The sequence below is a fragment of the Acidobacteriota bacterium genome, from assembly GCA_020853395.1.
Classification (GTDB): Bacteria; Acidobacteriota; Vicinamibacteria; order Vicinamibacterales; family SCN-69-37; genus JADYYY01.
Genome location: JADYYY010000015.1, coordinates 108,371 through 133,237, shown reverse-complemented (window position 1 = coordinate 133,237; position 24,867 = coordinate 108,371). Strand labels below are relative to the sequence as shown.

The window sequence follows — 24,867 nt, the reverse complement described above, 5'->3', positions numbered from 1 at the left end:
CGCGATCAACGCAGCGTAGTGATGAGTGGTGAGCGATGAGGTCCGAGCGAGGGCTCGACGCCGTCTCGCGCAAGACAAGGCTCCGACCTCACCGCGCGCTGAAGCACCCGCCCGGCCGCCACGCAGCTCCCAAGGCAGCACTCCCGCTCGCGTCATGTTGCGCCTCCGGGAAAGAATACACGCTGCACGAACCAGAACGCACCGGCCGCGATGACGACGGCCGAGCCCGCCACCGCCACGAGCCTCGCCGCCGGCGCACTCCTGGCCCGCAGGGCGCCGAGCGCGGCGGCGACCGGCACGACGATGATCAGTTGGCCGATCTCGACGCCCACGTTGAACGAGCCCAGCGACCACCCCAGCGCCCGCGCCGGCAAATCCATCTCGCGAAGCACGTTCGCGAATCCGAATCCGTGGATGAATCCGAACCCGAACGCGATCCAGGCCCGGACGTCCCGGCCTCCCCGCACGAGCAGGTTGTCGATGCCGACGTACACGATGCTCAGCGCGATCGCCGGCTCGATCACCGTCGCGGGCGGATTCACGACGTTCAGCGCGGCCAGCGACAGCGTGATGCTGTGCGCCAGGGTGAAACCGGTGACGACCACGGCCAGCCGCCGGACGGTGCCGCCGAGGAGCAGCAACCCGACGAGGAAAAGGATGTGATCGGGCCCGATCAGGATGTGATGCACGCCAGACGGCACGAACTTCCTCACCACGGCCCACGCACCCTGGCGCGATCCGGTGAAGTAGTCGAGATCGTGCCTCCCGTTGCCGAGAATGGCCTGCGTGCGGAGCTCGCCCGTTTCGTACACGTTGACGAACGTCTGGTGCTGCGAATCGTACGGGAAGAAGTCCGCGGTGATCGTGAGGACGCCTGGCGCGGATGTCGCGCTGTAGGTCGCCCGCACGCGGACCGAGGCGCGGTCGGCAATCGCCTCCGGCATGGACCACGCGCCTGGCCGGAGCGTCACGCCGTCGGCGCGGAGCGTCAGCCGCCCCCCGACGAGCGCCGCAATCGCAGTGGCCTGCCGCCGCAGGATGACGGGATCGAGCAGGAGCGTGTCGGCCATCCCGACGTCGAGGCCGAGGTCGTGCGCGAGGTCGTAGGCATGCGCGACGACCGCGACCTCAATCGCCGTGCCCCTGACCTGCACGTCTACGTAGCTGAATGGCACGGGGTGCGCCGCGGCCGGCATGGCCGCAGCCAGCCCGATCAGGCCCACGAGGCCGAAGGCGACGGCACGCGCCAGGCGCCTGACGGTCCGGCGACCACCCTGAGCCGGCGGCTCCGTCGCGCGACGAGCGGCATAGTCCGCAGTGGCTTGCGGAAATCTCCAGGGGGCACCTCGTGCCGCCACACGCAGGCGCAGCCAGGCGCCGGTTCCGGCCCTGCGGGACGTTGGCACCGAACCTGCGATACCGCCCCGCATCACTTCGACCTCACATGACTCCTGTCTTTGTTCGGGCGAATCGGGCCGGCGACGCCGAGCGGCGCTCTGCCGCACTGGGCCGGCCTGCAACCGCACTGTTCCCCATCGGCGTGACGATTCAGGTCGGTGACCCTTCCGTGCTCCCCACGCACTGACCTGCGCAGTTGCGGGATGCCTCCGACGAGGCGCCCGCAGCTGCGTCGGGCGGCAGAGTGAGGCTGCCGCCCCAACGACCACGGGTCCTCCAAGCTCTCGTCAGTGTCCCGTCGTCACCGCGACGCCGGTGCGAAGCGACGCGTCCTTCTCGTTGAAGCCGGCCACGAACAGCGTGGTGACGACGATCGCGAAGGCGAGCGCGATGAACCAGAACGTCTGCCATTCGGCCAGCGCGGCGCTGCCGGTCACGCCGGCCAGCGTCGAGTTGTAGATCAGGCCCGCCGCGACGGTTCCGAGCCCCTGGCCCACGCCGTAGGTCGCCAGCACGAAGAGCCCCTGCGCCTGCGCGCGGATCGCGGGCGTCGCCTTGCGATCGATGTAGACCTGGCCGGCCACGTACACGAAGTCGTAGCACGGTCCGTGGAGCGCGATGCCGAACATCAGCATCCAGACGATCGCCTCAGGCGCGCCAAAGGCGAAGAGCGTGTAGCGCACCATCCAGGCCGTCATCCCGGCCAGCAGCACACCTTTGACGCCGAGCCGCAGGAAGAACCAGGGCAGCAGGACGAGGAACAGCACCTCCGACATCTGCCCGAACGTCATACGGAAGGCCGGGTTCGGCACGCCGGCGTCGCGCAGAAACACCGGCACGTAGGCGAAGTAGGTCGCGAGCGGAATGCTCGTGAGCATCACGCTCATGATGAACACGACGAAGGCGCGCGACTTGAGCTGCGCGAGCGCGTCGATGCCGACGATATCGCGGGCCGTGACGCGCTTGCCGGCGCCCGGCGGCGGCACGTTCGGCAGCGTCAGGCTGTAGAGGCCCATGAGCAGTCCGCCCGCGCCGGCGATGTACATGGGCAGCGCGGTCGTGTCGCCCTGGAGCAGCCGGCTCACGATGATCCCGGCGGCGATCCAGCCGATCGTTCCGAACAGCCGCACGTGCGGGAACTCCTGCTCCTTGTTCGGCAGCAGATGGAACGCCGTCGCCATCGCGAGCCCGACGGTCGGCATGTAGCAGAGCATGTGGACGAACAGCGCGACGACGAACAGCAGCGGCGAGCCCGTGCGTTCGGCGAGCACCGGCGCCGCCAGCACGAAGAGGCCGCTCACCACGTGCATCACGCCCAGCACTTTCTGCACGGGAAACAGGCGGTCGGCGATCATCCCCGTGAAGAACGGCGCGACGATCGAGCCGACCGGGCTGGCGAGGTAGGCCCAGTAGATCCAGGACTCCCACTCGACGCCCTGGCTCTTCATGTAGTTGCCGCCGGTCGCGTACCACCCGCCCCAGATGAAGAACTGCAGGAACATCATCCCCATCAGGCGAGGTTTGATGTACGGGTGCATCTGGGGAGCCTCCGACCCGAGCCGTTGCGGCGCGCGCTAGGCGACGACGCCCGACAGCGCCGGCCGGCCGTGCGCGCGCACGGCACGCTCGGCGACGGCCTTCATGTACCGCAGCGCGAGCTCCGTGCCGCGATCGACTTCTTCGACGCCGGCGATGCGGTGATGGCGCACGACCGCGACGCAGTACTCGGACGAGAGATACCCGTCGTAGCCGATGGCGGCCAACGCGTCCACGAAGGCTTCGTAGTTGATGCGGCCGCCGAACGACGGCGCCGGCCCCTGAAGCGGCTCGCCGCCGGCGCCTTCACGGAAGTTCCAGGCCCCGTAGTGCGTGTAGGCGACGACCTGCCGGCACTCCCGCACCGCCTCCCGCACGTACGCGTCGTCCTGCCGGTCGTAGAAGAGCGGGACGTCCAGGCACATCCTCACGTTCGGCCGATCGATCTCCTGGATCATCGCGAGCGTGTCCTCGTAGCCCGGTGCGGTGACGGGCGCGTGGTTCTGGAGCACGAGCGTGATGCCCATGTCGGCGGCCCAGGCGGCCACTTCCTGGATGCCGCCGACGGCGCGCTGCCAGCGGCGCAGATCGGGAGGATAGGGGCGCTTGTAGTGGCTGCCGCGCTCGTACGGCGCGTACATCGCGACCGCCTCTTCGTCGTTGATCATGCCAGGCCAGGCCGCGAACACCTTGACCATGTCGACGCCGAGGTCGCTCGCCAAGTCGAGGATCGCGCGCATCATCACGAGGTTGTTCTCGCGCTCCTCCATGTGGCGGCTGGTGAAGTTGGACATGCTCTCGACGGCACAGAGGGCGATGCCTTCGTCGGCGGCGAGCGCGCGGATCCGCGCGCGATCGGCCCGGCTGAGGTCGAGCGGGAACGCGACGGGCCGCTTCGTCTCGATGGCGAGCGCGTCGAAGCCCATCGCCCTGGCCTTGCGAATCTGCTGTTCGATCGACAGCGCGGCACCGTCGTAGAACAGGCCGGAGTACGACACCGAGAGCAGCGCGAACTTCATGGGAACGCTCCTGAAAGACCGATATTACATCGGGACATCGGCGCGCCGGGACATCCGGCACTCGTTCGGTTACGCTCATGCCGTGACGTATCGACTGGCGGCAGGCGTGCTGGTGGCGTGGCTGGCGGTCGGCTGTTCGACCGGCCCGAAGGCAGGGCCGCTCGTGATCACGGGTGCCGGCGACTCGCCAACGAACAACGTCGTCCGAGTCACCGGACTGTCGGGCGCCGAGCTGCGGGCGGTCGCCGCGGCCAACCTCGACGAGGCGGCGACGCGCGCGCTCCTGACCGTGAGCCCGAGCGAAGCCGAGGCCGCGCCGGTCGCCGGGCGAATCGTCGCGACCGAGACCGCGCTCGACTTCCAGCCCCGATCGCCGTTCGATCTCAATCGACACTACGTGGTGCGGTTCGATCCGTCGCACCTGCCTACGCCACGCCAGAGTCCCGCGATACGAACGATCGTGCGGTTTTCGTCGGCCACGGCGGAGGAACCGACGTTCGTGACGGCCGTGTACCCGTCAGCGGAGACATGGCCGGAAAACGTGCGCCGCTTCCACGTGCACTTCTCCGGCCCGATGTCCCGAACGTCTGGGTTGACGTTCGTTCACCTGCAGGACGAGCAGGGGCGCGAGATCCGCGACATGCTGATGGCGGCGGCGTGGAACGACGCCGGCACGCAGTTGACCATTGAGCTCGCTCCGGAGCGCTCGGCGGGCACGACGAACGAGCAAGTGGAGCCGCGGCGCCTCGTTCGCGGGCGCCGGTATCGAATCGCGATCGACCAGGCGTGGCCCGACACGCGCGAGCGCCCGCTCGCCGCGTCGTTCACGAGAGCATTCACGGCGGGACCGCCTGCCACGGCACCGATCGATCTTCGCTCGTGGCGTATCACGGCACCGAAGGCGGGCACCCGCACGCCGGTCGCGCTCGTGTTTCCGTCGCCACTGGATCACGCGCTTCTGCTCGAGGCGATCGTCGTCCGCACGGCCGACGGACGAACGCCCGCCGGCTCGACCGCGACCGGCGCCGCCGAACGGGCGTGGACGTTCACGCCCACATCGCCTTGGAACGCAGGCGCGTATCAGCTCGCCGTGCGAACGACGCTGGAAGATCCTGCCGGCAACGGCATCGGCCGCCGCGCCACGGACTCGGGTGTGCGGCCGCAGCCACCGACGAGCGCGACGACGGAGGCGCTCTCGTTCGACGTCCGTTGACCTCGCCGCGTGACGGTCGGCTCAGCGCTGGAGCTTCAACTCGCGTTCGGCCTGCAGCCAGTCGGCCATGGCGTCGCCGCCCAGCTCGTCGCGCGACTCGAAGATCTCATACGCGCGGCGCGCGATCTCGTCGTCGGTCGGATCGCTCCACGTCGTGGCCTCCTGCTCGACCATCTCGTCGGCGGCGATGACCGGCGCCGTCTTCTGGCGCGGCGCCCGCGTGCGCTTCGGCACGGCCGCATCGGGCGATGTCGTGGTCTTCGTCTTTGGCGCGTCAGGTGACTTCTTCTTCATGGTGTTTCTCACGTAGCAACTCCTGTGCCCGCTGTGGCAAGACCGTCCACTGTCGGCTTGGTTGCATCGGGCAGCGGCAAACTGCGGATCCCGGCGCGTCGCTGCCGAAAAAGCCTGAGGCGTCACGGCCAACCGGGCCAGGCAATGTCCGCAACCTTGGGGGCGCGACCGATGTTCGGATCGGATGGAACACGCGCGCAGTAGATAGGACGTCTGTCGGCGAAGAACGGATCACTCGATGGCGCTCTTGGCGCGAGGCTACCGGGCGCCTGACGGTGAACCGGCTCGAACGGGCGCTGCGGAACGACGCCTCGCGGGCGCGAACCGTGGCGGTCCGTCGAGCGAGGCCAGGGGAGACGCTGACGGCCGGCGAACTGCCGGCCGTCAGCCTGGAGGACGTGTCAGTTGCCGCGCCGCTGGCGCCGCCGCCGGAGCCGCGCCGCCGCCGCCGCGAGACCGCTGCCGACGAGCAGCATCGATGCGGGCTCGGGGACCGGTGTCGCGAGCAGCGTGTTGATCTCGTTGATGTAGAGCTGCTTGCCCTGCGTCTCGCTCACGAAGGTGTCGTTCAGGAACCCGTTCACGATCGTACGGCCGTCGTTCCCGAAGACGATGGCGCAGTCGTTGTTCGAGAACCTCGCGCCGCAGGTGCTTCCTTGCGGCACCGTCAATCCGTAGATCGGAACGGTCCAGCCCGGATCGAAGAGATCCACCGAGGCATTCAGATTGAACAGGAGCGACGGCGCGAACACGGTGAAGCTCTCCGTCTCGGCCGTGTAGCCCGTGTAGTCGGTGCCGAGGCCGTTCTCGAGATGCGTGTTGGAGAACAGCGCTGGCGGCGCCACGCCGTTGTCGCCACCCCAGTCGTCGACGATCGCCCGCTTGCCGTTGGCGACAGCGGTCGCAAGCGCCGCGAACGCCGCGTCGTACTCGGCGGCCGCGGTCGGCGAATCGAACTTGCCGGTCTGCTGGAGGAACAGGATGCCGAGGTCGTAGTTGCCGACCGTGTTGGTGAACTCCTCGAGCGTCTCGGCGAACTTGACGGTGTGCAGGCTCGTGACCTGCGAGTCGCCCAACGCTTCGGTCATCCGTTCGTGCTGCTGTTCGTAGGGCAGACTGTTGTCGTAGGCGATGTGAAAGTCCCAGAAGTACAGAATTGAGCTCGCTGCGGCCGGCGTGCTGCTTCCAACGACGAGCAGCCCGACGAGCGCCATCAGCGACAAGCCGCGTTTCATGTCCATGTCCTCACGTCCTCGCACGCCGCCTCGTGAGTGCAAGGCAGGTGCCGAGCCGGACGGGCGCCGCAAGGTGTCTGGCGCGGCCGAAGTCACCTCTGGCGCCGACTGATCTCAAGGAGTGCCGCGGGCGGCCCGGCCGTGGCCGGACGGGTCGCCCGGCGCGGCCGACGCGCGTCGTCATCGATCGAGCGGCGTCCCTCGCATCTGGAACTTGAGGACCTTGCTCGTCGTGCCTTTGCCCGTTTCAGTATGAAACGGCGCCCGCGTGCTCACCGTTGCCCAGAGTCCTCGGCCCTTCCATCCGATTTCAGGGTTGTCGATCCGGCCGTCCACCCACTTCGCGAAGAATCCGTTTGGATACGGCACGCGCAGGACGATCCACTGACCGTCCTTCAGCACCAGCAGGCCTTCCGAGGCATTGCCGGTGCTCATCGGAACGTTCTCGCCGAGGCCGAGCGCGTTGAACCAATCCACCCAGGTGTAGTAGCTCCCTTCGGTGCTGCCCGAATCGGTGACGTTCTTGAAGTTGGGCAGCGGCTCGGCGTGGAGCGTCCAGCCCTCCGGGCAGTGCTCGCCGGTCGCCGCGGCCGGACCGTTGAGCGGCCCCTTGCACTTGCGCCGATCGAAGCTCGCCAGATGGCCGCTCGCGAGCGGCACCCAGGCCACACCGCTCCGATCGATGTCCATTCCGCGCGGGGAGTAGCCCGCGACTTTCTCCTTGTACGGAGGAACGTAGACCTCGGCCAGCGCGGTCTCGGGCGGGCTCGCGCCCGGGCTCAGGCGCACGATCGCGCCGGGGTAGCCGAGCTGCGATCCCCAGACGGATCCGTCGGGCGCCGGTTGCACGGCGTAGAACGCGCCGGCCCAACGCTTGTCCTTCGCGGGATCCAAGGGCTGGTTCGGCTCGACGTACTCGTCGCGCCGGCCGTTGCCGTTCGCGTCCAGAATCAGCGCGGTCCACCCCTGCGCCTTCGCCTCGTCGTGCGTCTCGTCCCAGATCTTGCGATTGATCCAGCCAACCACCTGGCCGCCGCCGCTCGTCCACAGCGTGTGATTCGCATCCTCGGCGAACGCGAGATGATGCGTGCCGAAGCACGTGCTGATGTGCGTGAGCTGCTGCGTCTTCGAATCCCACACGGCGAGATGACGGCCGGCGTTGTTGATCGGGAACAGCTTCGCCGACGGATGGCTCGATCCCTCGCGGCAGTAGTCGGGGTTCGCCGACGGCCGGATGGCCGCGGTAATCCAGACGCGGCCCTGCTCGTCCATCATCGGGTTGTGGACGTTCGACTGGCTCGTCCACAACACCTCCTGCCCCCAATACGGCGACGGCTGCATCATCGCCGCGGAAGGCGCCGGCGTCTTCGGATCCCGCACGGTGAGCGGCACCTTCGTCACCGTGTGCTTCACCGGATCGAGCACCGGCAGGTAATCGGCCGAGAGCTCGAGCGACCCGTAGATGAGGCCGTTGCCGTTGACGCGGGGATTGCGCCGGTCGGACGTGATCAGATCGTGGAGGTACACGTGCGGCTCGGCCCAGTCCCACTGCGTGATGACGACGTTGCGTTCGAGCCCCTTCGGACGCGGCGGCGCCTGCGGCACCTCGCCCGCCTTGATGCGATCCGTCCAGTCGGCGAACAGCTCGATCGCTTTCGGCTTGCCGAGCTGGTTGATGGTCCCGAACATCTGCGCGCCCGCCTGCCCTGACTGGATGCGCCGCTCCCAGGCCATCTTCGAATCGGGAAACGTGCCGAGCGCCGGCAGCAGCTCGCGCGTGCCGCGCGTGCCGAGCTGATGGCATGCGGTGCAGCCGCCTGACTTGATGATGCGCATCCAATCGGCCTGGTTCTTCACCGCCGGGTTCACGCCGGTGCCCGGCTGCCCGAACTCGCTCTTCTCCGGCACCTTCAGCAGCGAGAGCCAGTACCCGGCCGGATAGATCGCCGCCGCTGCGCGCGGCGTCGGGGCCGGCACGGCCGTGAGGTTCAACGTCCGGCCAGGCGTGGCGCTGACTTTCTTCGAGTCCACCAGGCCGTAGCCCCGCACCCACACTTGATAGGTCGCCTTCGGCAGATCCGGCACGAGGTAGCGGCCCTGATCGTCGGTCACGACCGTACGCGAGAATCGCGTCCCGAGATCGGGCGTCTCGGCGATGACCCACACGCCCGCCTCCGGCCCGGACCGTCCGCGGACGACGCCGCCGATGTCATCGGGATCGACGGCGACCGCGGCAGCCGTATTCCCCTGCCGCGCGCCGAGCGTCGCATACGCCAGCACGATCGACATCACGCACACGACGGGCAGCACACCGGAAGAGACACTTCTTCTCATGGCGACCATCCTGAGTTGGGTTGCGTACCGGCAAGATACGCTGCCGGCGTTCGTCCGGTCAACGGCCGACGTCAGGCCTGGCGTTCGAATGCGGCCGCGAACGCCTCACGCTGCTGCAGGCTGCCCAGCATGATCAACTGCCCGTCGTACGGCATCCGCGTCTCGGCGGTCAGCGGCCCCTGCAACTGCTCATCGCGCTCGAGCGCGACGACGCTCAGGCCGGTGCGCGCGCCGATCTGGGATTCGCCGAGCGTCCGTCCCGCCAGCGCCTGCGGCACGGCCACCTCGAACAGCCGGACGCCTTCGCCGAGGATGACCGGTTCGTGGCCCTCGAGCAGCGACATCACGGCATCGACACCGAGCGAGGTGTAGCTCAGCACGAAGTCCGCGCCGGCCCGGTGCATCGCCTCGACGTTCCGCTGATGCGTCACCCGGCTCACGATCCGCAGCGTGGGGTTCAGGCGCCGGCAGAACACCGCCAGATAGATGTTCATCGCATCGTCGTTCGTCGTGAGCAGCACGGAGGCCGCGTGATGGACGCCGGCCGCCGTCAGGAGCTCGCGATCGGCTGCGTCGCCGGCAAACGTCGCATCGGCCGCGCCTTGGACGCTGTCGAGGACTTCCGGCGTCCGATCGATGACGTGCACCCGCGCACCCGTGTCCGTGAGAGCGTGCGCGGCGGCGGCGCCGACCTTGCCGGCGCCGATCACGAGCGTCAGCCCTGGCGCCGGCGCGTCGGCGGCATGGCCCCGATCTTCGACCGACGCGATCTGCTCCGGCGTGCCGACCAATACGAGCACGCTGTCGGCCGTGATCACGGCGTCGGGGAACGCCGGTTGAAGCTGGCCGCGCTGCCAGAGGCCGATCACGCTCACGCCTCGCTGCTCGCGCAACCGGGAGTCCCGCAGCGTCGTGCCCACGAGCTGTGTGTGGCGCGCCGGCAGCTCCGCAATCTCGAGATCCTTGAAGCGCCCCATCGTGTGCGCGCTGGCCCGCCCCATGTCCACGCGCGTCGCGAGCCACGCCCCCAGCCGGCGCTTGAGCGGCAGCACCCAGGTGGCGCCGCTGAGCTGCAGGACGTCCACGGCGTCGTCTCCTTCGACGATCGCGGCGATCGGCACGTCGGGCGCGACCTCACGCACGGTCAGCGTGATGTTCGTGTTGACGGTGTCCTCGCAGTTGGCGACGACCAAGCGCGCCGCGGCGGCGCGGGCGCCCTCGTACGTGCGGCGGTTGTCGTTCTCGCCCGTCACGACCACGAGACCGTCCCGCACGTAGCCCGCCGCCTTCGCCGGATCCGGCTCGATCAGCACGTACGGCGTCCCCTCGGCGCGCAGCCGCGCGATCAGCGCCACGGCCAGCGCGTCGTGCTCGACGATGACGACGTGGCCCGCGAACTCGTCCGGCAGCTCGCGCGGCGCCTGCAGCTTCAGCCGCGCCTCGAGCCAGGGCGCGTAGAACAGCCGGATGAACAGGAACGGCAGCAGGATGAGCAGGAACAGCACGCCGGACAGCAGGACGACGATGCTGAACACGCGCCCGAGGTCGCTCGTGAACGTGATGTCGCCGAACCCCAGCGTCGTCATCACGACGAGCGTCCAGTAGAGGCCGGTGAGCCACGAGTAGCGCTCGCCCTCGATCTGGTCCTTGATGACGTGGAACAGGACGGCGTAGACGGCGATCATCGCGGCGAGCGCCGCCAGGTACTTCAGCAACGCGCGAACGTTCGCGCGCATCTCGCGGTCGCCGACGAGCACCGCGAAGAGCGTGCCGAGGAACTTCATGAGGGTGCCGCGATGATATCGCGGCACGCCCGGAGGCCCGGGCCGGGCCGGCGGCGCCGATCAGTCCGCGTACGCGCCGGCCGGGTCGTGCTCCGCGCAGTCGAGCCGGTGCGGCACCTGCTCGTCGGGCTCGGGACAGAGCGGATAGTCGAGCGATCGGATGGCCGCTCTGAACTTCGAGACCTTCTGCACGTCCAGCCCGAAGGTCGCCGCCATCTCCTTGACGAGGACCGGCAGCTCGACCTGGTACTTCACCTCGACGATGCAGGCGCTCTGGAGGAACGGCATGCCGATGGGCGCCACGAACGCGAAGTCGGCGAGCGGCAGCGCACGCAGGTTCCGATCGATCGTCAGCCGGATCGGGCCGTACCGGCCCTGACTCACGCGCGCCACGCGATTGTAGGAGAGCTGCAGCAACGGCTGCAGGCGCCGCAGTTGGATGCGCTCGTGGAACCAGTAGCCGGCCCAAGTCCTGTCGGTGCCGTTGCTCAACCGGGCGAGCGCGTCGATCGGCACGAGCGTCCGCCGCTTCGCCAGCAGCCGCTCCGTGCGGAACTTGCGCTCGAGGAAGACGGCGTCCGCCGCCCCGTAGCGTCGAATTCGATACTTGCTGCGGCCGTACGATCCGCGGCGGTGGTAGACGTCGAACGACCGCGTCTCGAAGTAGAGCGTCGTCGTCGAATACTGGTCGCCGTGCGGACCGGCGCCGTGGCCGTCGGGGCCGAAGCGCTGGCGCGCCCATGAGACGACCTGGTCGTAGAGCGCGACGTCGGTGACGAACTTCGTTTCGCGGGCACGGTGGCGCGTCTCGCGCGTGGATGCTTCCGGAAGGGCGCTCATCGGCTCGGCGTCTCCCCGAGCAGCACGGCGCGACGCCGCTCCACGAAGGCCCGGAGATCCTGTACGCCCGACTCGAACGCTTCGACGCTGTAGAGCTTGCGGGTGTCGGCCTTCACGTCGGCCGCGATGAGCGCCTGGTACTTCGCGGCCAGCGGGCCGAGCCGGTTCCAGTCGAGCCATTTCGTCGCGATCGCCCGCACGTAGCCCAGGTAGCGGCTGCGGAGCGCCGGAACAGCCAGGAGCTTCGACCGCAGCGGCTTCGACGCGTCGTCGAGCCCGACGAGCGGGTCGAGCGTGGCGTCGCCCTCCATCATCCGCCCGCCGCGCCCGCCACGTCCGAATCCTCCGCCCGGCGGCGGGCCGAATCCTCCGCCCGGCGGCGGGCCGAAGCCTTCGCCCGGCGGCGGGCCGAAGCCCCGTCCTTCGCCGCCAGGAAACGCCTCGTTCACGTCGTGCGGCAGCGTGTGGAAGCGCCCCGCTGGATCGAGATAGATGTCGTAGTCGCTCGCGCGCGTCCAGTAGCCGTCGCTGTTGACGAACACGACCTCCAGCGCGAGGAACTCGAGCGTCTCGTCGACGTCGAGGATGGGCTTCAGAGCCGCCTCGAGCCGATCGGGCGGCGTCTGGTTCAACACCTTCGTGAGCGCGATCAGAGCGGCCCAGGCCTTCGGGTCGTCCTTCGTCCGGATGTCGTAGATTCGCCGGTATGCCGCCACGTCGTCGCCGAGGTACTCCAGGCCGCCGCGGCCGTTCGGGCTCCCGGGCACCTTCCAGCGCGAACCGCCCTCGACTTTGTACCAGCGCTCGAGGAACGACTTGTTCACCTGCTCGACGTTGATGTAGATGCCGCGGTTCTCGCCGTTGGCCACGACACGGACGTAGTTGGCGCTGGGCGAAGGGATGTACTCGCGCGCCGCCTCCAGATAGAACACCGGACGCAGATAGGTGGGATCGCCGTTGGCGTTCAGCAGATTGAGCGTTTGATAGCCCTGGACGTCCTGCTTGCCGTGCACCCAGTCCACCGTGACGTTCAGCGAGAGCTTGCGGTCCTTCGGCACCATCATGAAGGACGACATCCCGCGCGTGCGCACACCGACGTCTCGATAGGTCTGACCGTCGACGCGCAGCGTGGCCGGCACCTCGATGTCGGTGTCGTTGAACGCGACGACCTCCTCGTCCCAATCGTCGTTCTCGAACTCGAAGATCAGCGTGCGCAGCGTGCCGGGGTCGTAGAACGACACGGACGCCGGAAACGTCTGCGCCCGCGTCGCGTCGAACTTCGGGCTGGGTTGCGCGGGACCGGCCGTCGTCCCGCCGCGGCCACCACGGCCGAAGCCCCGCGCCGGCTGCGTCTCGAGAAACGCGCGAGCGTCTCGGCGCTCTTCGGCACTCAGCCGGCCGTTGCCGTCCTTGTCGAACTGCCGCAGGACCTCGCGGGTTTGCGGCACGCCCCCGCCCGGAAACTGCTCCGCGCGGGACGTCACCATGGCGCCTGGCGACAACGCGGCAGCGGACGACAAGAGGGCAACGAGCATCAATGTGCGGCGACGTGAAGCCATGACGCGCTCCATTCGGAGTTAACGCACTCCGCGTGCTGTGTTACGACGGTGTAACACGTCCCGTTCCTCGAGATATCGGCCGATCGCCCCGACATCTGGGGTTTCACGGAAATGTCACAAGGCGGGTGGTGGTTCCCCGCCCCACCGAGGCCGGGGATGCGATGGAACCTACAGAACCGGCGTGACGGCGGCGGCGGCGCGCCGGGCTTTGTCGAGCGCCTCTTGGATGCTCGCGCCTCGGGCGAGCGCGACGCCCATCCGACGGTGACCGTGGACGTCCGGTTTCCCGAACAGCCGCACCTGGGTGTCGGGCTCGACGAGCGCGCGATCGACGTGATCGAACCGCACCGTGTTCGACGTCCCTTCCACGAGGATGACGCTCGAGGCGGACGGCCCATGGGTGCGGATGTTGGGAATCGGCAGGCCGAGCATCGCGCGCGCGTGCAGCGCGAACTGCGACAGATCCTGCGAGATCATCGTCACCATGCCGGTGTCGTGCGGCCGGGGCGAGACCTCGCTGAAGATCACCTCGTCGCCGCGCACGAAGAGCTCGACGCCGAAGATCCCGCGCCCGCCCAGCGCGGCAGTGACCCGTGCCGCCATGTCGCGAGCGCGTGCCAGCGCGGCGTCGCTCATCGGCTGCGGCTGCCACGACTGGTGATAGTCGCCGTGCACCTGGATGTGGCCCACCGGGTCGAGGAACGACACGCCGCCGGCGTGCCGCACGGTGAGCTGCGTGATCTCGTAGTCGAATTCGACGAAGCCCTCGACGATGACCTTGCCGGCGCCCGCCCGGCCGCCTTCCTGCGCGTAGCGCCAGGCGTGGTCCAGATCGCCGGCGGATCGCACGGTGCTCTGCCCCTTGCCGGACGAGCTCATGATCGGCTTGATCACGCACGGGTACCCGATCGCCGCGACGGCGCGATCGAAGTCCTCGCGCGTCGCGGCGAACCGGTACGGCGAGGTCGCCAGCCCGAGCTCCTCCGCGGCGAGACGCCGGATGCCTTCGCGGTTCATCGTGAGGTGCACGGCCCGCGCGCTCGGAATGACCGTGAAGCCTTCCTGCTCCAGCGCGACGAGCTCCGCCGTCGCGATCGCCTCGATTTCCGGCACGATCAGATGCGGCCGCTCGCGCTCGATGATCCGCCGGAGCGCCGCGCCGTCCAGCATGTCGATCACGTGGCAGCGATCCGCCACCTGCATCGCCGGCGCGCGATCGTAGCGGTCGACGACGATGACCTCGACGCCGAACCGTTGCAGCTCGATGGTGACTTCCTTGCCGAGCTCGCCGCCGCCGCAGAACAGCACGCGCGTGGCCGTGGAGGTGAACGGCGTACCGATCGAACCGGAGGAAGGCGTCATGCGAGCGGGATTATAGCGGCGGCGGCCCGTGAACACTGCGGCCTACCAGATCACCCGGACGTGGCCGGACTCCCTGATCGCGGCATCTCGCGTGACGAGCGGGAGGTTCAGGTCGCGAGCGGCGGCGACGATGAGCGCGTCGAAGGGGTCGCGCGTGAAGCGCAGCTCGTCGGCGTCGAACACCTGCGCCGCCGAGAGCTCCAGCGGTTGGTACGCCGGGTTGCTGAAGAGGTCGCCGAAGAACGCGCGAACCGACCTGTGCAGGTTGATGCGCACGGCGCGCGCGAGCAGGCCGACCTCCCAGATCACGGCGGCGGGCACGTAGACGAGGCTGCGGCCCGCCTCGGCGGCCGCGAAGTGCGCCCGCGCCTTCGGTCCGAGCACGCCGCCGCCCGACGCGTGAAAGATCAGCGCGTGCGTGTCGGTGACGACGGCACTGTGCTCAACCACGGCCGCGTCTCCGATCCTGCGAGGTCCGCGATGGCGCCAGCGGCTCGGCCCGCTCGCGCGCGACGATCGGACGATGCGTCGACTGCGTGAACAGATCGCGCACCACGTCCTTGGCCCGATCGAGCGTCGAATCGTCGGCGGCAATGTCCACGGTCCCGACGACCGACCGAGGTTGGTCGCCGCCACGCCCGCCGCTCCTCGCCGCCGTCACGATCTCGTCGAGGGCGTCGCTGAGGCTCCGCTTCTTCCGGCTGGCGACCCGCCCCTTGAGCCACAACACGTTGGCATCGTCGAGTGTGATAGATAGAGGCTTCTTTGGCATGAACATACGATAGCATGGGGAGCCGGACCTCTCCTCGCGCCCGAGGCGGCGTCCCGCCTGAGAAGGCGCCATGCGCGACGCCTCGTGAAAGGTTCGCAGGCAGGAGTTGATTCCGGCCGGTACGGCCGGTAAGGTGTCGGCAGTCCATCCGCCGACCATGATGCGCCTTGCTGCCGCGGCTGCCCTGCTGCTACTGCAGGTGACGTCCGCGCCGACGCCGCCCCCTCCGCCGTTTCCCAGCACCGCGACCCTGGCCGAGCGGCGCCAGCAAGCGGAGGCGCGCCCGCTCTTCGCGCGCAGCGATCCGCTCGCGTTCACGCTCGAGGCCGACTTCAAGGCCATCGATCGCGACCGTCGTCCAGAGAGCACGACGACGTATCCGGCGACGCTCACGTTTGCGGGACCGGACGGCACGACCGTCGCGCGCGCGATTCGCGTGCGCGGGCGCGGCCACACGCGCCGCAACGTCGCCACCTGCGACTTCGTCCCGCTGAGGCTGGAGTTCACGAAGGGCCAGATGGCGGGCACGCCGTTCGCCGGCCAGGACGCGCTCAAGCTCGGCACGCATTGCCGGCCCGCGGCGGTGTTCGACCAGTACGTGCTCCGCGAGTACAGCGCCTACCGGATCCTGAACCTGCTCACGCCGTATTCGTTTCGTGCCCGGCTCGCGCGCGCGACCTACGTCGACACCGCCACGGGAAAGACCGTCGCCGGACGAGCCGCCATGTTCCTCGAAGACGATGACGACGTGGCGAAGCGGATGGCGGGCCGGGTGAACGAACGCCGCGTGTTCGGCTTCGACCGGCTCGATCCCGAGCATCTTCTGCTCGTCGGCCTCTTCGAATACATGATCGGCAACACGGACGTCGCGTTCAAAGCCCAACACAACGTCCGCGTGGTCGAAACGCCGGCGGATCGCCGCTATGCGGTGCCGTACGACTTCGATTACTCGGGGCTGGTCAACACGCGCTACGCCGTCGTCGATCGGACGCGCATCCGAGGGATCACGACGGTCAGGGAACGCCTGTATCTCGGGCCGTGCCGGCCGATGCCCGCGCTCCTCGCCGCACTCGATACGTTTCGCGCGAAGCAGGCGGACGTCGTCCGCATCTACGACGCCATTCCAGGGATGACGGACGGGTCGCGCCGGGAGGCGCTCGACTACCTTGCCGGCTTCTATCGCGACATCGGCCGCGCCGCCGTCGTCGAGCGCGCGTTCGTCGACGGCTGCCGGTCGGATGGCTGAGGACCGGCCCACCGATCGACGGGCCGCCGCTGCCTCGCTACCGCGCCGCCGGCGACTCCACCTCGAATAGCCGGACGTTCGTCATCGTCCAGTCGGGCGCGTCCGGCCGTTCGTCGGTCTGCGTGATGCGCACGAGCTTCGCGCGCACGGGGGCGAAGACCACGACGTTGCGGCCCGGCGCACCTCGGCCTTCGGCGACGGCCTTCCCCCATTTCTTGCCGTCGACCGACGTCTCGACCTTGAACGTCCTGGGGAACGGCACGGGAGGCGCTGCGGCCCCGGCGGCCGCGCCCCGGCCGCCTGCGCCGCCGGCGCGCCCCGCCGGCACGTCGAACTGGATCTCGGTCACGAGCGCCGGCTGGGGAAGCTCGACCTGGTACCACATCCCTGCCGCCTGCGGTGCACCGGCCGACCACGTTCGCATCGACAGGGCGTTGGCCGCCATCGCGCTGTTGTGGCTGGCGGTCACGTTCCACGTCGGCTGCGGATCGAGCAGCCGCGGGAGCGTCGCCTCGACCTCCGGCTGCGTCCAGGGCGTGCGGCGCGCCGTCGTGAGCGCGCGCACGCGCGCCACGTCGGCTGCCGTCACGATGCCGCCCGCATTGCCGAAACTGGTGCGGACGTACGAGGCGATCGACGCGATCCATTCGTCGTTGTTCATCCCCATCGGCACCATCACCTCCGAGTACGACATCCCGTCGATCGGACCGCCGATCCCTTTGAGCAGCGTCTTGACCACGTAGTCGCGGTGACCGTTCACTCGCGGCGACCCGGCCAGCGACGGCGCCATCATCTGGCCGGCCGCGGCGCCGGCCAGAGCCCGTCCGCGGCCATCGTCTCCATGGCAACTGAAGCACAGCTCGCCGTAGATCGTCGCGCCGCGATCGATCAACTGCTGCTGCTCGGCGGTCATCACGGCACCACGTCCGCCACGGCCCGCCGGCGGACGCAGGATCAGATCGCCCAGGTCCTTCAGCCCCTTGGATCGGTTGGCGTCCTGCGCCGTCCTCACCACGTCCGCGACATCGGAGACCTTGAAGAGATTGAGCGTCATCACGGCCTGGATCGCGACGTCGGGATCGGCGTCCCTGGCCATGGCGCGGTAGTCCGCCTCGAAGGTCCGATTGCCGGCCTTGTAGAGCGTCTCGCTCGCGCGGATGGCCTGCACGCGCATCCGGGCACTCGGGTCCTTCATCGCGTCGCGCACGAGCGCCGCATCGAGCGAGCCCAACCCTTCGAGCGTCCAGAGCGCGTGGAAGCGTCCGACGAGGCTGGCCGACGTGCGCGCGAGCTGCTGGAGCGCCGGCACGACCGTCCGATCGTGCTTCAGCACGAGCAGCCGCTGCGCCGTGTCTCTCCACCAGCCGTTCACGTGCGTCAGATGCGCCACGAGCTGCGCCGGCGATTCGTCGAGCATCCGCGGCGCCGTGCGATCCAGCGCGATCGCCGGCACCGCCGGCCGCGCCGGCATCGTCGCCGTGGCCGCGACCGCCGGCAGGCCGTCGAACCGCAGCCGCCAGACGCGTCCGTGGTTCGTCGCCTTGTCGAGCCCGTACTGCTCGATCTTCGCGCGAAGATACGTGCCGCGGCCGGTCCAGTTCTTGTCCTGGATGATGCCGTTGTACATGTCGACGATGTAGACGGCGCCGTCGGGGCCGAGCTTGATGTTCAGCGGCCGGAACAGCGGGTCGGTGCTGACGATGAACTCCGATCCCGGATACGCGTTCTTCAGGACCGTGATGCCGTCGGCCTTGGTCACCTTCGCGCGCCGGACGAGGCGGCCGACCGGATCGCAGAACAGCAGGTCGCCGAGCATGTCGGGGTAGCGATCGCTTCGGACGATCTCCTGTCCATTCGTGGACGTGAAATGGTTCAGCGCGTCGATCGGCATCCGCACGCGGGGCATGCCGCCCTGCATGTCGCCGATGCCGGGCGCGGGCCAGACCACGTCGAATCCCGGCTCGAACTGGTCGGCGAGGTTGTACGACCCGTAGTGGATCGGCACCTGAAAGTTGACCGGCCCGCGCTCGCCGCCCGAATTGACGAACCACATCTTCCCGTCGTCATCCATCGTCAGGCCCCACTCGGCACCGTTCGGCCCAGTGGGCTCGCGGAGGATGCCGGAGGGCGTCCAGCGGAACCGGAACGCGTTGTAGGTCGTGTAGATCCAATTGTCGAGGCCCCAGACGAGGCCACTCTGCTCGTGCTGCACGTTGCCGTCGCGGTTCGAACCGACGCCCGTGTAGAAGACCTTGCGCACGTCGGCGACGCCGTCGCCATTCGTATCGGTGAGCAGCACCACGTCGTCCGAGTGCGTTTCGTTCATCAGGATGCCCCGATCGATCGGCAGCAGCATGCGCGGCAGGACGAGCTTTTCGGCGAAGACCGTGTGGCGATCGAAGATGCCGTCGCCCTTCGTGCTCTCGTGCAGGCTGATGCGGCTGACGGGATCGATCTGGCCCGTTCCGTCCGCGTCGCGCATGAACGTGCGCATCTCGGCGACGTACATGCGGCCGTTGCCATCGAAGGCGATCGTCGCCGGGCTGACGATGTCGGGATCGGAGAGCACGAGCTCGAGGCGGAAGCCGGGCGGCAGGATGAAGCGCTTCGCCTCGTCGGCCGGCGTCAGCGGCGTCACGGGCGGCTTCGGCGTGAAGTCCGCGACCGTGTTGGCGGGATCGGCGACGTTCGCGCCGCCCTGACCGCGAGCGCCGGCCGGGGGCGCCACGACACCGCGGCCTTGCGCGGCGCCGCGGCCCGGGCCGCCGGCCGGGAGCGCCTCCACGGAGGGCGCTGGTTGATCCTGGGCCCTGGCGACAGGCAGTTGGCCGGACGCCGCGAGGGCGACCAACGCGAACAGTGCGAGCGCACCGGAACGGCCTGCTCGGCGATTCCTCCAGACAGCCATGCGGTTCCTCCAGCGAATCGTGCGCAGTAGCTTACGCGCCGCGGCCGAGGACGGCGAAGGAAAAACCGTGCTGGTCCGAGAGCGTGCCTCGGAATAACCCTCACGTGCTGCGGAAATACCCCAAACGGTCAAGGCCATGCCGTTGACGGATGCACCGTTGCCACGAAGAGCGACGGATCCGCCGTGGCTGTCCCTTTGCAGGGCGCATCGTCGCCAGATCCTCGCAGCAGGTTGGGGTGACATGGGTGGCGCGCAGGCACTCCGCAATCTCGTCCTAGGCTTCACGGTGTGCCTCGTCGCCGGCGGGGCCGCGGCACAGACGCCGGCTTACATCGGGGAGGCCCGGTGCATCGAATGCCACGGACAGGAGAACCAGCACTTCGACGACTCGGTGCACGCCAAGGCCTTTCGGCTGAATCCAAGAACTGACATCGAGCGCCGGAGCTGCGAGGCCTGTCACGGGCCGGGATCGCTGCACGCCAAGAACGGCGTCGACAAGACGCTCATCATCGGCTTCACGAAGGCGTGGGGTACGCCGGTCGAGACGCAGAACGGCCAGTGCCTGACCTGTCACGAAGGCGGCAACCGCCTGCACTGGCCTGGATCGGCGCACATGTCCAACAAGGTCGCCTGCGCCGACTGCCACAACCCGATGCGCAGGACGTCGGCCGACGTCTCCTTGGTGCGGCAGCGCATCACCGAGACCTGCTTCCAGTGCCACCCGCAGGAGCGCGCGGAGTTCCGCAAGCGGTCGCACATGCCCGTCCTCGAGGGCAAGATGACGTGCGTCGACTGCCACAACCCGCATGGCTCGGCGACGCGCTCGCTGCTCAAGGCCGACTCGGTGAACGACGTCTGCTACGCGTGCCATGCGGAGAAGCGCGGCCCGTTCATCTGGGAACACGCGCCGGTTCGTGAGAGCTGCCTCAATTGCCATCAGCCGCACGGCTCGAATCACGACAAGCTGCTCGTGAGCGCGCGTCCGTATCTCTGCTCGCAGTGCCACAACCCGCCGGTCGGCCATCCCGGGCAGTTCTTCCGGGACGGCCAGACGGCCGCGTCCGCGCTCGTCGGCGGAGCGCAGAGCGCACGCGTCATCGGGCGCTCGTGTCAGAACTGCCACACCGCCGTGCACGGCAGCAACCATCCGGCCGGCGCGCGGTTCCAGCGCTGACGAGGAGGAGCCGATGTTGATTCGTCCTGCGACACGCCTCCTGCTCTGCTGCGGCGCGTGGGGGCTCGCGGCGCTCCCGGCCTCCGCCCAGGAGCACGCCGGCAACGCCATGAATCCCGGCATCGCCAGTGCCGTCGTGGAACGCGATCCGGTGGGCATGGGCCTCGCTCACGTTCCGCGCACGCCGACCGGATTCCTGATCCCGACCCCGGCCCGGTCGAAGGAGCCGCGCCGGACGGCCGGCGGCTGGCTCTACAGCGCCCAGGTGGACTTCGGCGCGCTCGGCACCAGCGGCGACGATGGCAACGCGAAGTTCAAGGAGTACAAAGACCTGTCGAACGGCGCCTACCTCGACAGCTTCGCCATGTCGCTCGAGAAGGCGGGCTCCGCGGGATATCTCGAAGTGCTCGGCGGCGGCATCGCACGCACCGACCAGTTCCTCACGGTCCGAACAGGCAAGTACAACGCCTGGCGGCTCCGAGGCAGCTTCAACGAGACGCCGCACGTGTTCACGACGACCTACCGGTCGCTATGGACGGGCCTCGGCAGCGACACGCTCCTCTTGTCGGGCCTGACGCCTGGCGGCGGTGCCAGTGCCGCCGCCGCGCAGACGGCCATCCAGACCACGCTGGCCAACACGGCGACGACCGAGCTCGGCCTCACCCGGCAGAAGGGCATCCTCCGGCTCGATCTCACGCTGCCGGCGAACTGGAAGTTCTACACGAGCTACACGCGGGAACGCCGTGAGGGATCCCGGCCGTTCGGGCTGGTCTTCGGCGGCGGCGGTGGCGGCGGCAACGTCGAAGCGCCCGAATCGATCGACATGACGACGAACGACGTGGTCACCGGGCTGACGTTCGCGCGCGGGCTCACGAACCTGAACGTGCAGGCGACCGCGTCGTTCTTCACCGGCGGCATCGACACGCTGACGATCCAGAACCCGTTGTTCGTCACGCTGAACACCATCACCGGCGTCCCGGCGAGCTCGTTCACGCAGGCTCGGTACGCGATGCCGCCGGACAACCGCTACTACAACGTGCGCGCGGAGCTGGCCCGGAGCCAGCCGGCGCTCGCCGCCAGCCGATTCACGGGCCTCGTGTCGATCGCCCGGTTCCAGCAGAACGACGACCTGCTGCCATGGACGGCCGAGCCGCTCACGGCCGGAGTCATCAACGGCGTGTCAGCCGCCAACCGGTGGAACACGACGGACGCGCTGACCCGCAAGACGTCGGGTGCCGAGATCGACACGACGCTCGTGGACCTGGGCTGGTCGCTGCGGCCGGCGAACGCGCTCGACGTGCGCGCGAAGGTCCGCTACTACGACACGAACAACTCGACGGAGTTCTTCGCGTGCAACCCGTTGACGGGTCAGTGGGGGCGCCTCATCAACGACGGCACCGGCGGAGCGTTCGCCACGCCGAACCTGACGGCCGGGAACAACCCGGCCGGCACGCTGGCCACCGGCTACAACGGCACGGGCTGCGACCTGGCGCGCACGATCGCGCTCGGGCTCGTGCCCGCCGCGGGCAACGTCAACATCCGGAACATGCCCTTCGAACACCGGCAGCTCACCGCGCGGGTGGCAGCCGACTATCGCTGGAATCGTCATCACAGCCTGGAGCTCGCCTACGAACGCGATGCGTTCCACCGCGCCTATCGCGAGCGCGACGAGACCTGGGAGCACCGGATCAAGGCCACCTACGTGAACCGGGGATTCGACTACGGCACGCTGCGCCTCGCCTACGAGTACGGCAACCGGCGCGGCAGCGAGTACGTGGCCGATCCGTACGAGCCGTTCCTCAGCGGCTCGTTCGGGCCGCTGCCGTCGGCGCCGACCAGCAACGTCGCGAACTGGCTGCACAACATCGAGCAGTTCCGGAAGTTCGATCTGGCGGACCGCAATCAGCACACGGCGAACGCCCGGCTGAACGTGGCCCTGCTGCCGTCCGTCGACGCCGCTGTCGGCCTGCTGGCCCGCGACGCGGCTTTTCCGTCATCGCTCTACGGCCGCGCCGATCACCAGCGGCAGGTCTCGCCGAACGTCGACGTGACCTGGCAGATCTCGAATGACGCGAGCGCCAGCGCGTTCGCCTCCTTCCAGCGCTCGCGGATGTACCAGGTCGGCCTGCAGCCGAACGGCTGCGTGCTCGGCAACTCGTACTACTTCTTCAGCGACGGCTCCATCCAGACGAACGCGACCGGCATCGCGCCGGCGGCACCGGCAGGCACGACGCTCGTGGCCACCCAGCTCGTGCTGCCGTCGAACTGGCTGTCGCTCTGCGGAAACGCCGCGGCCGACAGCCCGCTCTACCCGACCAGCCGCGCCTGGAACGTGACGCAGCGCGACCGCAACAACGCCGCGGGCCTGACCTATCACAACGGCTTCGGCCGGGCGACGCTCGATCTCGTCTACACCCGCATCCGCAGCCGCACGGCGATCGACTACGGCTACAACGCCGCCGCCCTCGCGATTCCCACCGCTCAGGCCGCGCTCGCGGGCTCCGGCTGGTCGGACCTCGTGTTCGACCAGCATCTCGCTGACGTCGACCTGTTGCTGCGGTTGACCTCGCGCGCCGGCCTCCACCTCATCTACCGGTACGAACGCGGGCGCATCCAGGACTGGCACTACGACGGCGTCGCCGAGAATCCGGCGCCGGCCAACAACGCCGTGTACCTCGACAACGGGCCGCAGCACTACAAGGTCCACGTCGGCGGCGTGCTGTTTCGACTCGACCTGTGAGGATCGCCATGCGTGTCGACGACACTCGAGCCCCACGACGATCTGCGGGGAACCCGCGACGCTGGCTGATCGCCGCGGCCCTCGTGCTCTCCGTCGGCGCCCCGGCCAGCGGGCAGGAAGGCACCGATCCCGGCGATCCGCGCCTCTGCATCGCCTGCCACGCCGTGCTCGGCACGCCCGCCGTGCCGGGAGCGTCGATTCTCGCCGCCCAGCGCGCGGACTATCTGTACAAACAGCTCAAGGACTACCGAAGCGGCCGGCGGCCGAGCGCCGTCATGGTGCCGGTCCTCGGGGTGGTCGGCGGCTCGCAACTCAAGGAGATCGCGGCGTTCTTCGCCAAGCAGGCGCCGGTGCCCGGAATCGTGGAGGACCCGTCGCTGCTTCCGGCCGGCAAACAGCTCTACGAGAACGGCAACGCGGCGACGGGCGTGCCGAACTGCATGGGATGCCACCAGGCGGACGGCGGCGGCAGCCCGAACTACCCGCGCATCGCCGGTCAGATGCAGTCGTACGTGACGGTGCAGATGGACGAGTTCAGGAAAGGCACACGCGCGAACGACCGCGCGGGCGTCATGCGGCTCGTCGCCTCACGCATGACCGACAGCGAGATCAAAGCCGTCGCGGAGTACATCGCGAGCCTGTCGCACACGCCCGAGTAGCCAGCCGATCGCGCCGCGCGGGCCTCTCGCCCGGATCGAGCGCAACGCGAATCGTCACGTCGCCGCTGACCGCCGTGAAGCACCACGCGATCGACCCGCCTGCGGGCCTACGAACGCGGCGGCGGAACGATGCGAAGGTAGGGCCGCGGGGCCTCCCAGCCGCCAGGATAGATCGTTCTGGCTTCCTCGTCCGACACGGCGCCGGAGATGATCACGTGCTCTCCCTGCTTCCAGTTCGCGGGCGTCGACACCTCGTGCTTCGCGGTGAGCTGCAGCGAATCGATCACGCGCAGCACCTCGTCGAAGTTCCGGCCCGTGCTCATCGGGTAGACGATCATCGCCCTCCAGCGAGGCGCCGGAAGCGACCCGGAACGCGGGGCGGTGACAGGTCTCAGAAGCGTGCGACCGACTCGACCACGACGAACAGCCCGGCAAGGCCGAGCGCGGCGGCGAAGCCCCGCTGCAGCCGCGGCCCCGACACCCAGGGCGCGAGGCGCGCACCGGCCGTCATGCCGCTCAGGCTGCCGGCGAGAAACGGCACGGCGATGTTCCAGGACACTTCGCGGCCGCCCACGAGCATCGAGACGAGCGCGACCGTGCTCACGAGCGCCATCACCATGAGCGACGTCCCGACCGCGCGCAGCATCGACGTCCCGGTCGCGAACAGCACTGCCGGCACGACGACGAATCCTCCGCCGACGCCGAAGATGCCGGAGAGCAAACCGGTCAGCACGCCCGCACCGGACAGCACCGATCGGCATCGCCACGACAGCCGCTTCGACGCCGCGCACACC

General features: G+C 68.9%; 19 protein-coding genes. 5 read left to right on the top strand and 14 right to left on the bottom strand.

The genetic code is table 11. The features are described from left to right. Window positions 1–152: 152 nt before the first annotated feature. The 3 genes from IT184_14555 to IT184_14545 form a co-directional block, all read right to left on the bottom strand. The gene (locus IT184_14555) at window positions 153–1,223 is read right to left on the bottom strand and encodes a HupE/UreJ family protein (protein ID MCC7010025.1); all 1,071 of its coding nucleotides are present in this window, start codon (window positions 1,221–1,223) and stop codon (window positions 153–155) included. 462 nt (window positions 1,224–1,685) lie between these two features. Then, window positions 1,686–2,936, bottom strand: coding sequence for an MFS transporter (locus IT184_14550; GenBank protein MCC7010024.1), 1,251 nt, complete (start codon window positions 2,934–2,936; stop codon window positions 1,686–1,688). Between the two features lie 36 nt (window positions 2,937–2,972). After that, a complete protein-coding gene (locus IT184_14545; GenBank protein ID MCC7010023.1) occupies window positions 2,973–3,953 on the bottom strand; it encodes a sugar phosphate isomerase/epimerase in 981 nt (326 codons plus the stop codon). An 82-nt stretch (window positions 3,954–4,035) separates the two neighbouring features. Between IT184_14545 and IT184_14540 the strand changes: the two genes are divergently transcribed. Next, window positions 4,036–5,166 carry a hypothetical protein gene (locus IT184_14540; protein MCC7010022.1) on the top strand — a complete coding sequence of 377 codons (1,131 nt, stop codon included), beginning with the start codon at window positions 4,036–4,038 and terminating at the stop codon, window positions 5,164–5,166. 21 nt (window positions 5,167–5,187) lie between these two features. Here IT184_14540 and IT184_14535 read toward each other — a convergent pair whose 3' ends face one another. From IT184_14535 to IT184_14495, 9 genes are all read right to left on the bottom strand, one after another. Continuing rightward, a complete protein-coding gene (locus IT184_14535) occupies window positions 5,188–5,460 on the bottom strand; it encodes a DUF2934 domain-containing protein (protein ID MCC7010021.1) in 273 nt (90 codons plus the stop codon). Between the two features lie 401 nt (window positions 5,461–5,861). After that, window positions 5,862–6,701 (bottom strand): PEP-CTERM sorting domain-containing protein, encoded by an 840-nt coding sequence (locus IT184_14530; protein ID MCC7010020.1) that lies wholly within the window; start codon window positions 6,699–6,701, stop codon window positions 5,862–5,864. A 174-nt stretch (window positions 6,702–6,875) separates the two neighbouring features. Next, window positions 6,876–9,029 (bottom strand): carboxypeptidase regulatory-like domain-containing protein, encoded by a 2,154-nt coding sequence (locus IT184_14525; GenBank protein MCC7010019.1) that lies wholly within the window; start codon window positions 9,027–9,029, stop codon window positions 6,876–6,878. A gap of 71 nt (window positions 9,030–9,100) precedes the next feature. Further along, window positions 9,101–10,840 (bottom strand): NAD-binding protein, encoded by a 1,740-nt coding sequence (locus IT184_14520; protein ID MCC7010018.1) that lies wholly within the window; start codon window positions 10,838–10,840, stop codon window positions 9,101–9,103. Between the two features lie 33 nt (window positions 10,841–10,873). Further along, a complete protein-coding gene (locus IT184_14515) occupies window positions 10,874–11,653 on the bottom strand; it encodes a VTC domain-containing protein (protein ID MCC7010017.1) in 780 nt (259 codons plus the stop codon). Further along, window positions 11,650–13,212, bottom strand: coding sequence for a CotH kinase family protein (locus tag IT184_14510; protein MCC7010016.1), 1,563 nt, complete (start codon window positions 13,210–13,212; stop codon window positions 11,650–11,652). The genes IT184_14515 and IT184_14510 overlap by 4 nt, the downstream gene beginning before the upstream one ends. 168 nt (window positions 13,213–13,380) lie before the next feature. Beyond that, a complete protein-coding gene (gene purT, locus IT184_14505) occupies window positions 13,381–14,574 on the bottom strand; it encodes a formate-dependent phosphoribosylglycinamide formyltransferase (GenBank protein MCC7010015.1) in 1,194 nt (397 codons plus the stop codon). Window positions 14,575–14,616: 42 nt separating this feature from the next. Next, complete coding sequence (locus IT184_14500; protein MCC7010014.1) at window positions 14,617–15,024, bottom strand: type II toxin-antitoxin system VapC family toxin; 408 nt, start codon at window positions 15,022–15,024, stop codon at window positions 14,617–14,619. Continuing rightward, window positions 15,017–15,304: a hypothetical protein gene (locus tag IT184_14495; protein MCC7010013.1), complete on the bottom strand. Its 288-nt coding sequence runs from the start codon at window positions 15,302–15,304 to the stop codon at window positions 15,017–15,019. Before IT184_14495 ends, IT184_14500 begins: the two co-directional genes overlap by 8 nt. A 199-nt stretch (window positions 15,305–15,503) precedes the next feature. Here IT184_14495 and IT184_14490 point away from each other — a divergent pair, with 199 nt between their 5' ends. Then, entirely contained in the window at window positions 15,504–16,592 is a 1,089-nt protein-coding gene (locus IT184_14490; protein MCC7010012.1) for a hypothetical protein, read from the top strand. 37 nt (window positions 16,593–16,629) lie between these two features. On the opposite strand, the gene IT184_14485 is transcribed toward IT184_14490, so the two are convergent. After that, window positions 16,630–19,377: a hypothetical protein gene (locus tag IT184_14485; protein MCC7010011.1), complete on the bottom strand. Its 2,748-nt coding sequence runs from the start codon at window positions 19,375–19,377 to the stop codon at window positions 16,630–16,632. A gap of 364 nt (window positions 19,378–19,741) precedes the next feature. On the opposite strand from IT184_14485, the gene IT184_14480 reads away from it, so the two are divergent. From IT184_14480 to IT184_14470, 3 genes are read left to right on the top strand one after another with little or no spacing between them, the layout of a single operon-like run. Further along, on the top strand, window positions 19,742–20,674 hold the full coding sequence (locus IT184_14480) for a DmsE family decaheme c-type cytochrome (GenBank protein ID MCC7010010.1): 933 nt from the start codon (window positions 19,742–19,744) through the stop codon (window positions 20,672–20,674). 13 nt (window positions 20,675–20,687) lie between these two features. Then, entirely contained in the window at window positions 20,688–23,414 is a 2,727-nt protein-coding gene (locus IT184_14475; protein ID MCC7010009.1) for an MtrB/PioB family outer membrane beta-barrel protein, read from the top strand. 8 nt (window positions 23,415–23,422) lie between these two features. After that, window positions 23,423–24,073 carry a c-type cytochrome gene (locus tag IT184_14470; GenBank protein MCC7010008.1) on the top strand — a complete coding sequence of 217 codons (651 nt, stop codon included), beginning with the start codon at window positions 23,423–23,425 and terminating at the stop codon, window positions 24,071–24,073. Between the two features lie 107 nt (window positions 24,074–24,180). Here IT184_14470 and IT184_14465 read toward each other — a convergent pair whose 3' ends face one another. Next, window positions 24,181–24,834, bottom strand: coding sequence for a hypothetical protein (locus IT184_14465; GenBank protein MCC7010007.1), 654 nt, complete (start codon window positions 24,832–24,834; stop codon window positions 24,181–24,183). Window positions 24,835–24,867: the final 33 nt, after the last annotated feature.

Coding starts and splice junctions, on each gene's coding strand:
- IT184_14550 (MCC7010024.1), bottom strand. CDS start 2,936: ATGCACCCGTACATCAAACCTCGCCTGATGGGGATGATGTTCCTGCAG.
- IT184_14545 (MCC7010023.1), bottom strand. CDS start 3,953: ATGAAGTTCGCGCTGCTCTCGGTGTCGTACTCCGGCCTGTTCTACGAC.
- IT184_14535 (MCC7010021.1), bottom strand. CDS start 5,460: ATGAAGAAGAAGTCACCTGACGCGCCAAAGACGAAGACCACGACATCG.
- IT184_14530 (MCC7010020.1), bottom strand. CDS start 6,701: ATGGACATGAAACGCGGCTTGTCGCTGATGGCGCTCGTCGGGCTGCTC.
- IT184_14525 (MCC7010019.1), bottom strand. CDS start 9,029: ATGAGAAGAAGTGTCTCTTCCGGTGTGCTGCCCGTCGTGTGCGTGATG.
- IT184_14515 (MCC7010017.1), bottom strand. CDS start 11,653: ATGAGCGCCCTTCCGGAAGCATCCACGCGCGAGACGCGCCACCGTGCC.
- IT184_14510 (MCC7010016.1), bottom strand. CDS start 13,212: ATGGCTTCACGTCGCCGCACATTGATGCTCGTTGCCCTCTTGTCGTCC.
- purT (MCC7010015.1), bottom strand. CDS start 14,574: ATGACGCCTTCCTCCGGTTCGATCGGTACGCCGTTCACCTCCACGGCC.
- IT184_14490 (MCC7010012.1), top strand. CDS start 15,504: ATGATGCGCCTTGCTGCCGCGGCTGCCCTGCTGCTACTGCAGGTGACG.
- IT184_14480 (MCC7010010.1), top strand. CDS start 19,742: ATGGGTGGCGCGCAGGCACTCCGCAATCTCGTCCTAGGCTTCACGGTG.
- IT184_14475 (MCC7010009.1), top strand. CDS start 20,688: ATGTTGATTCGTCCTGCGACACGCCTCCTGCTCTGCTGCGGCGCGTGG.
- IT184_14470 (MCC7010008.1), top strand. CDS start 23,423: ATGCGTGTCGACGACACTCGAGCCCCACGACGATCTGCGGGGAACCCG.
- IT184_14465 (MCC7010007.1), bottom strand. CDS start 24,834: ATGCCGATCGGTGCTGTCCGGTGCGGGCGTGCTGACCGGTTTGCTCTC.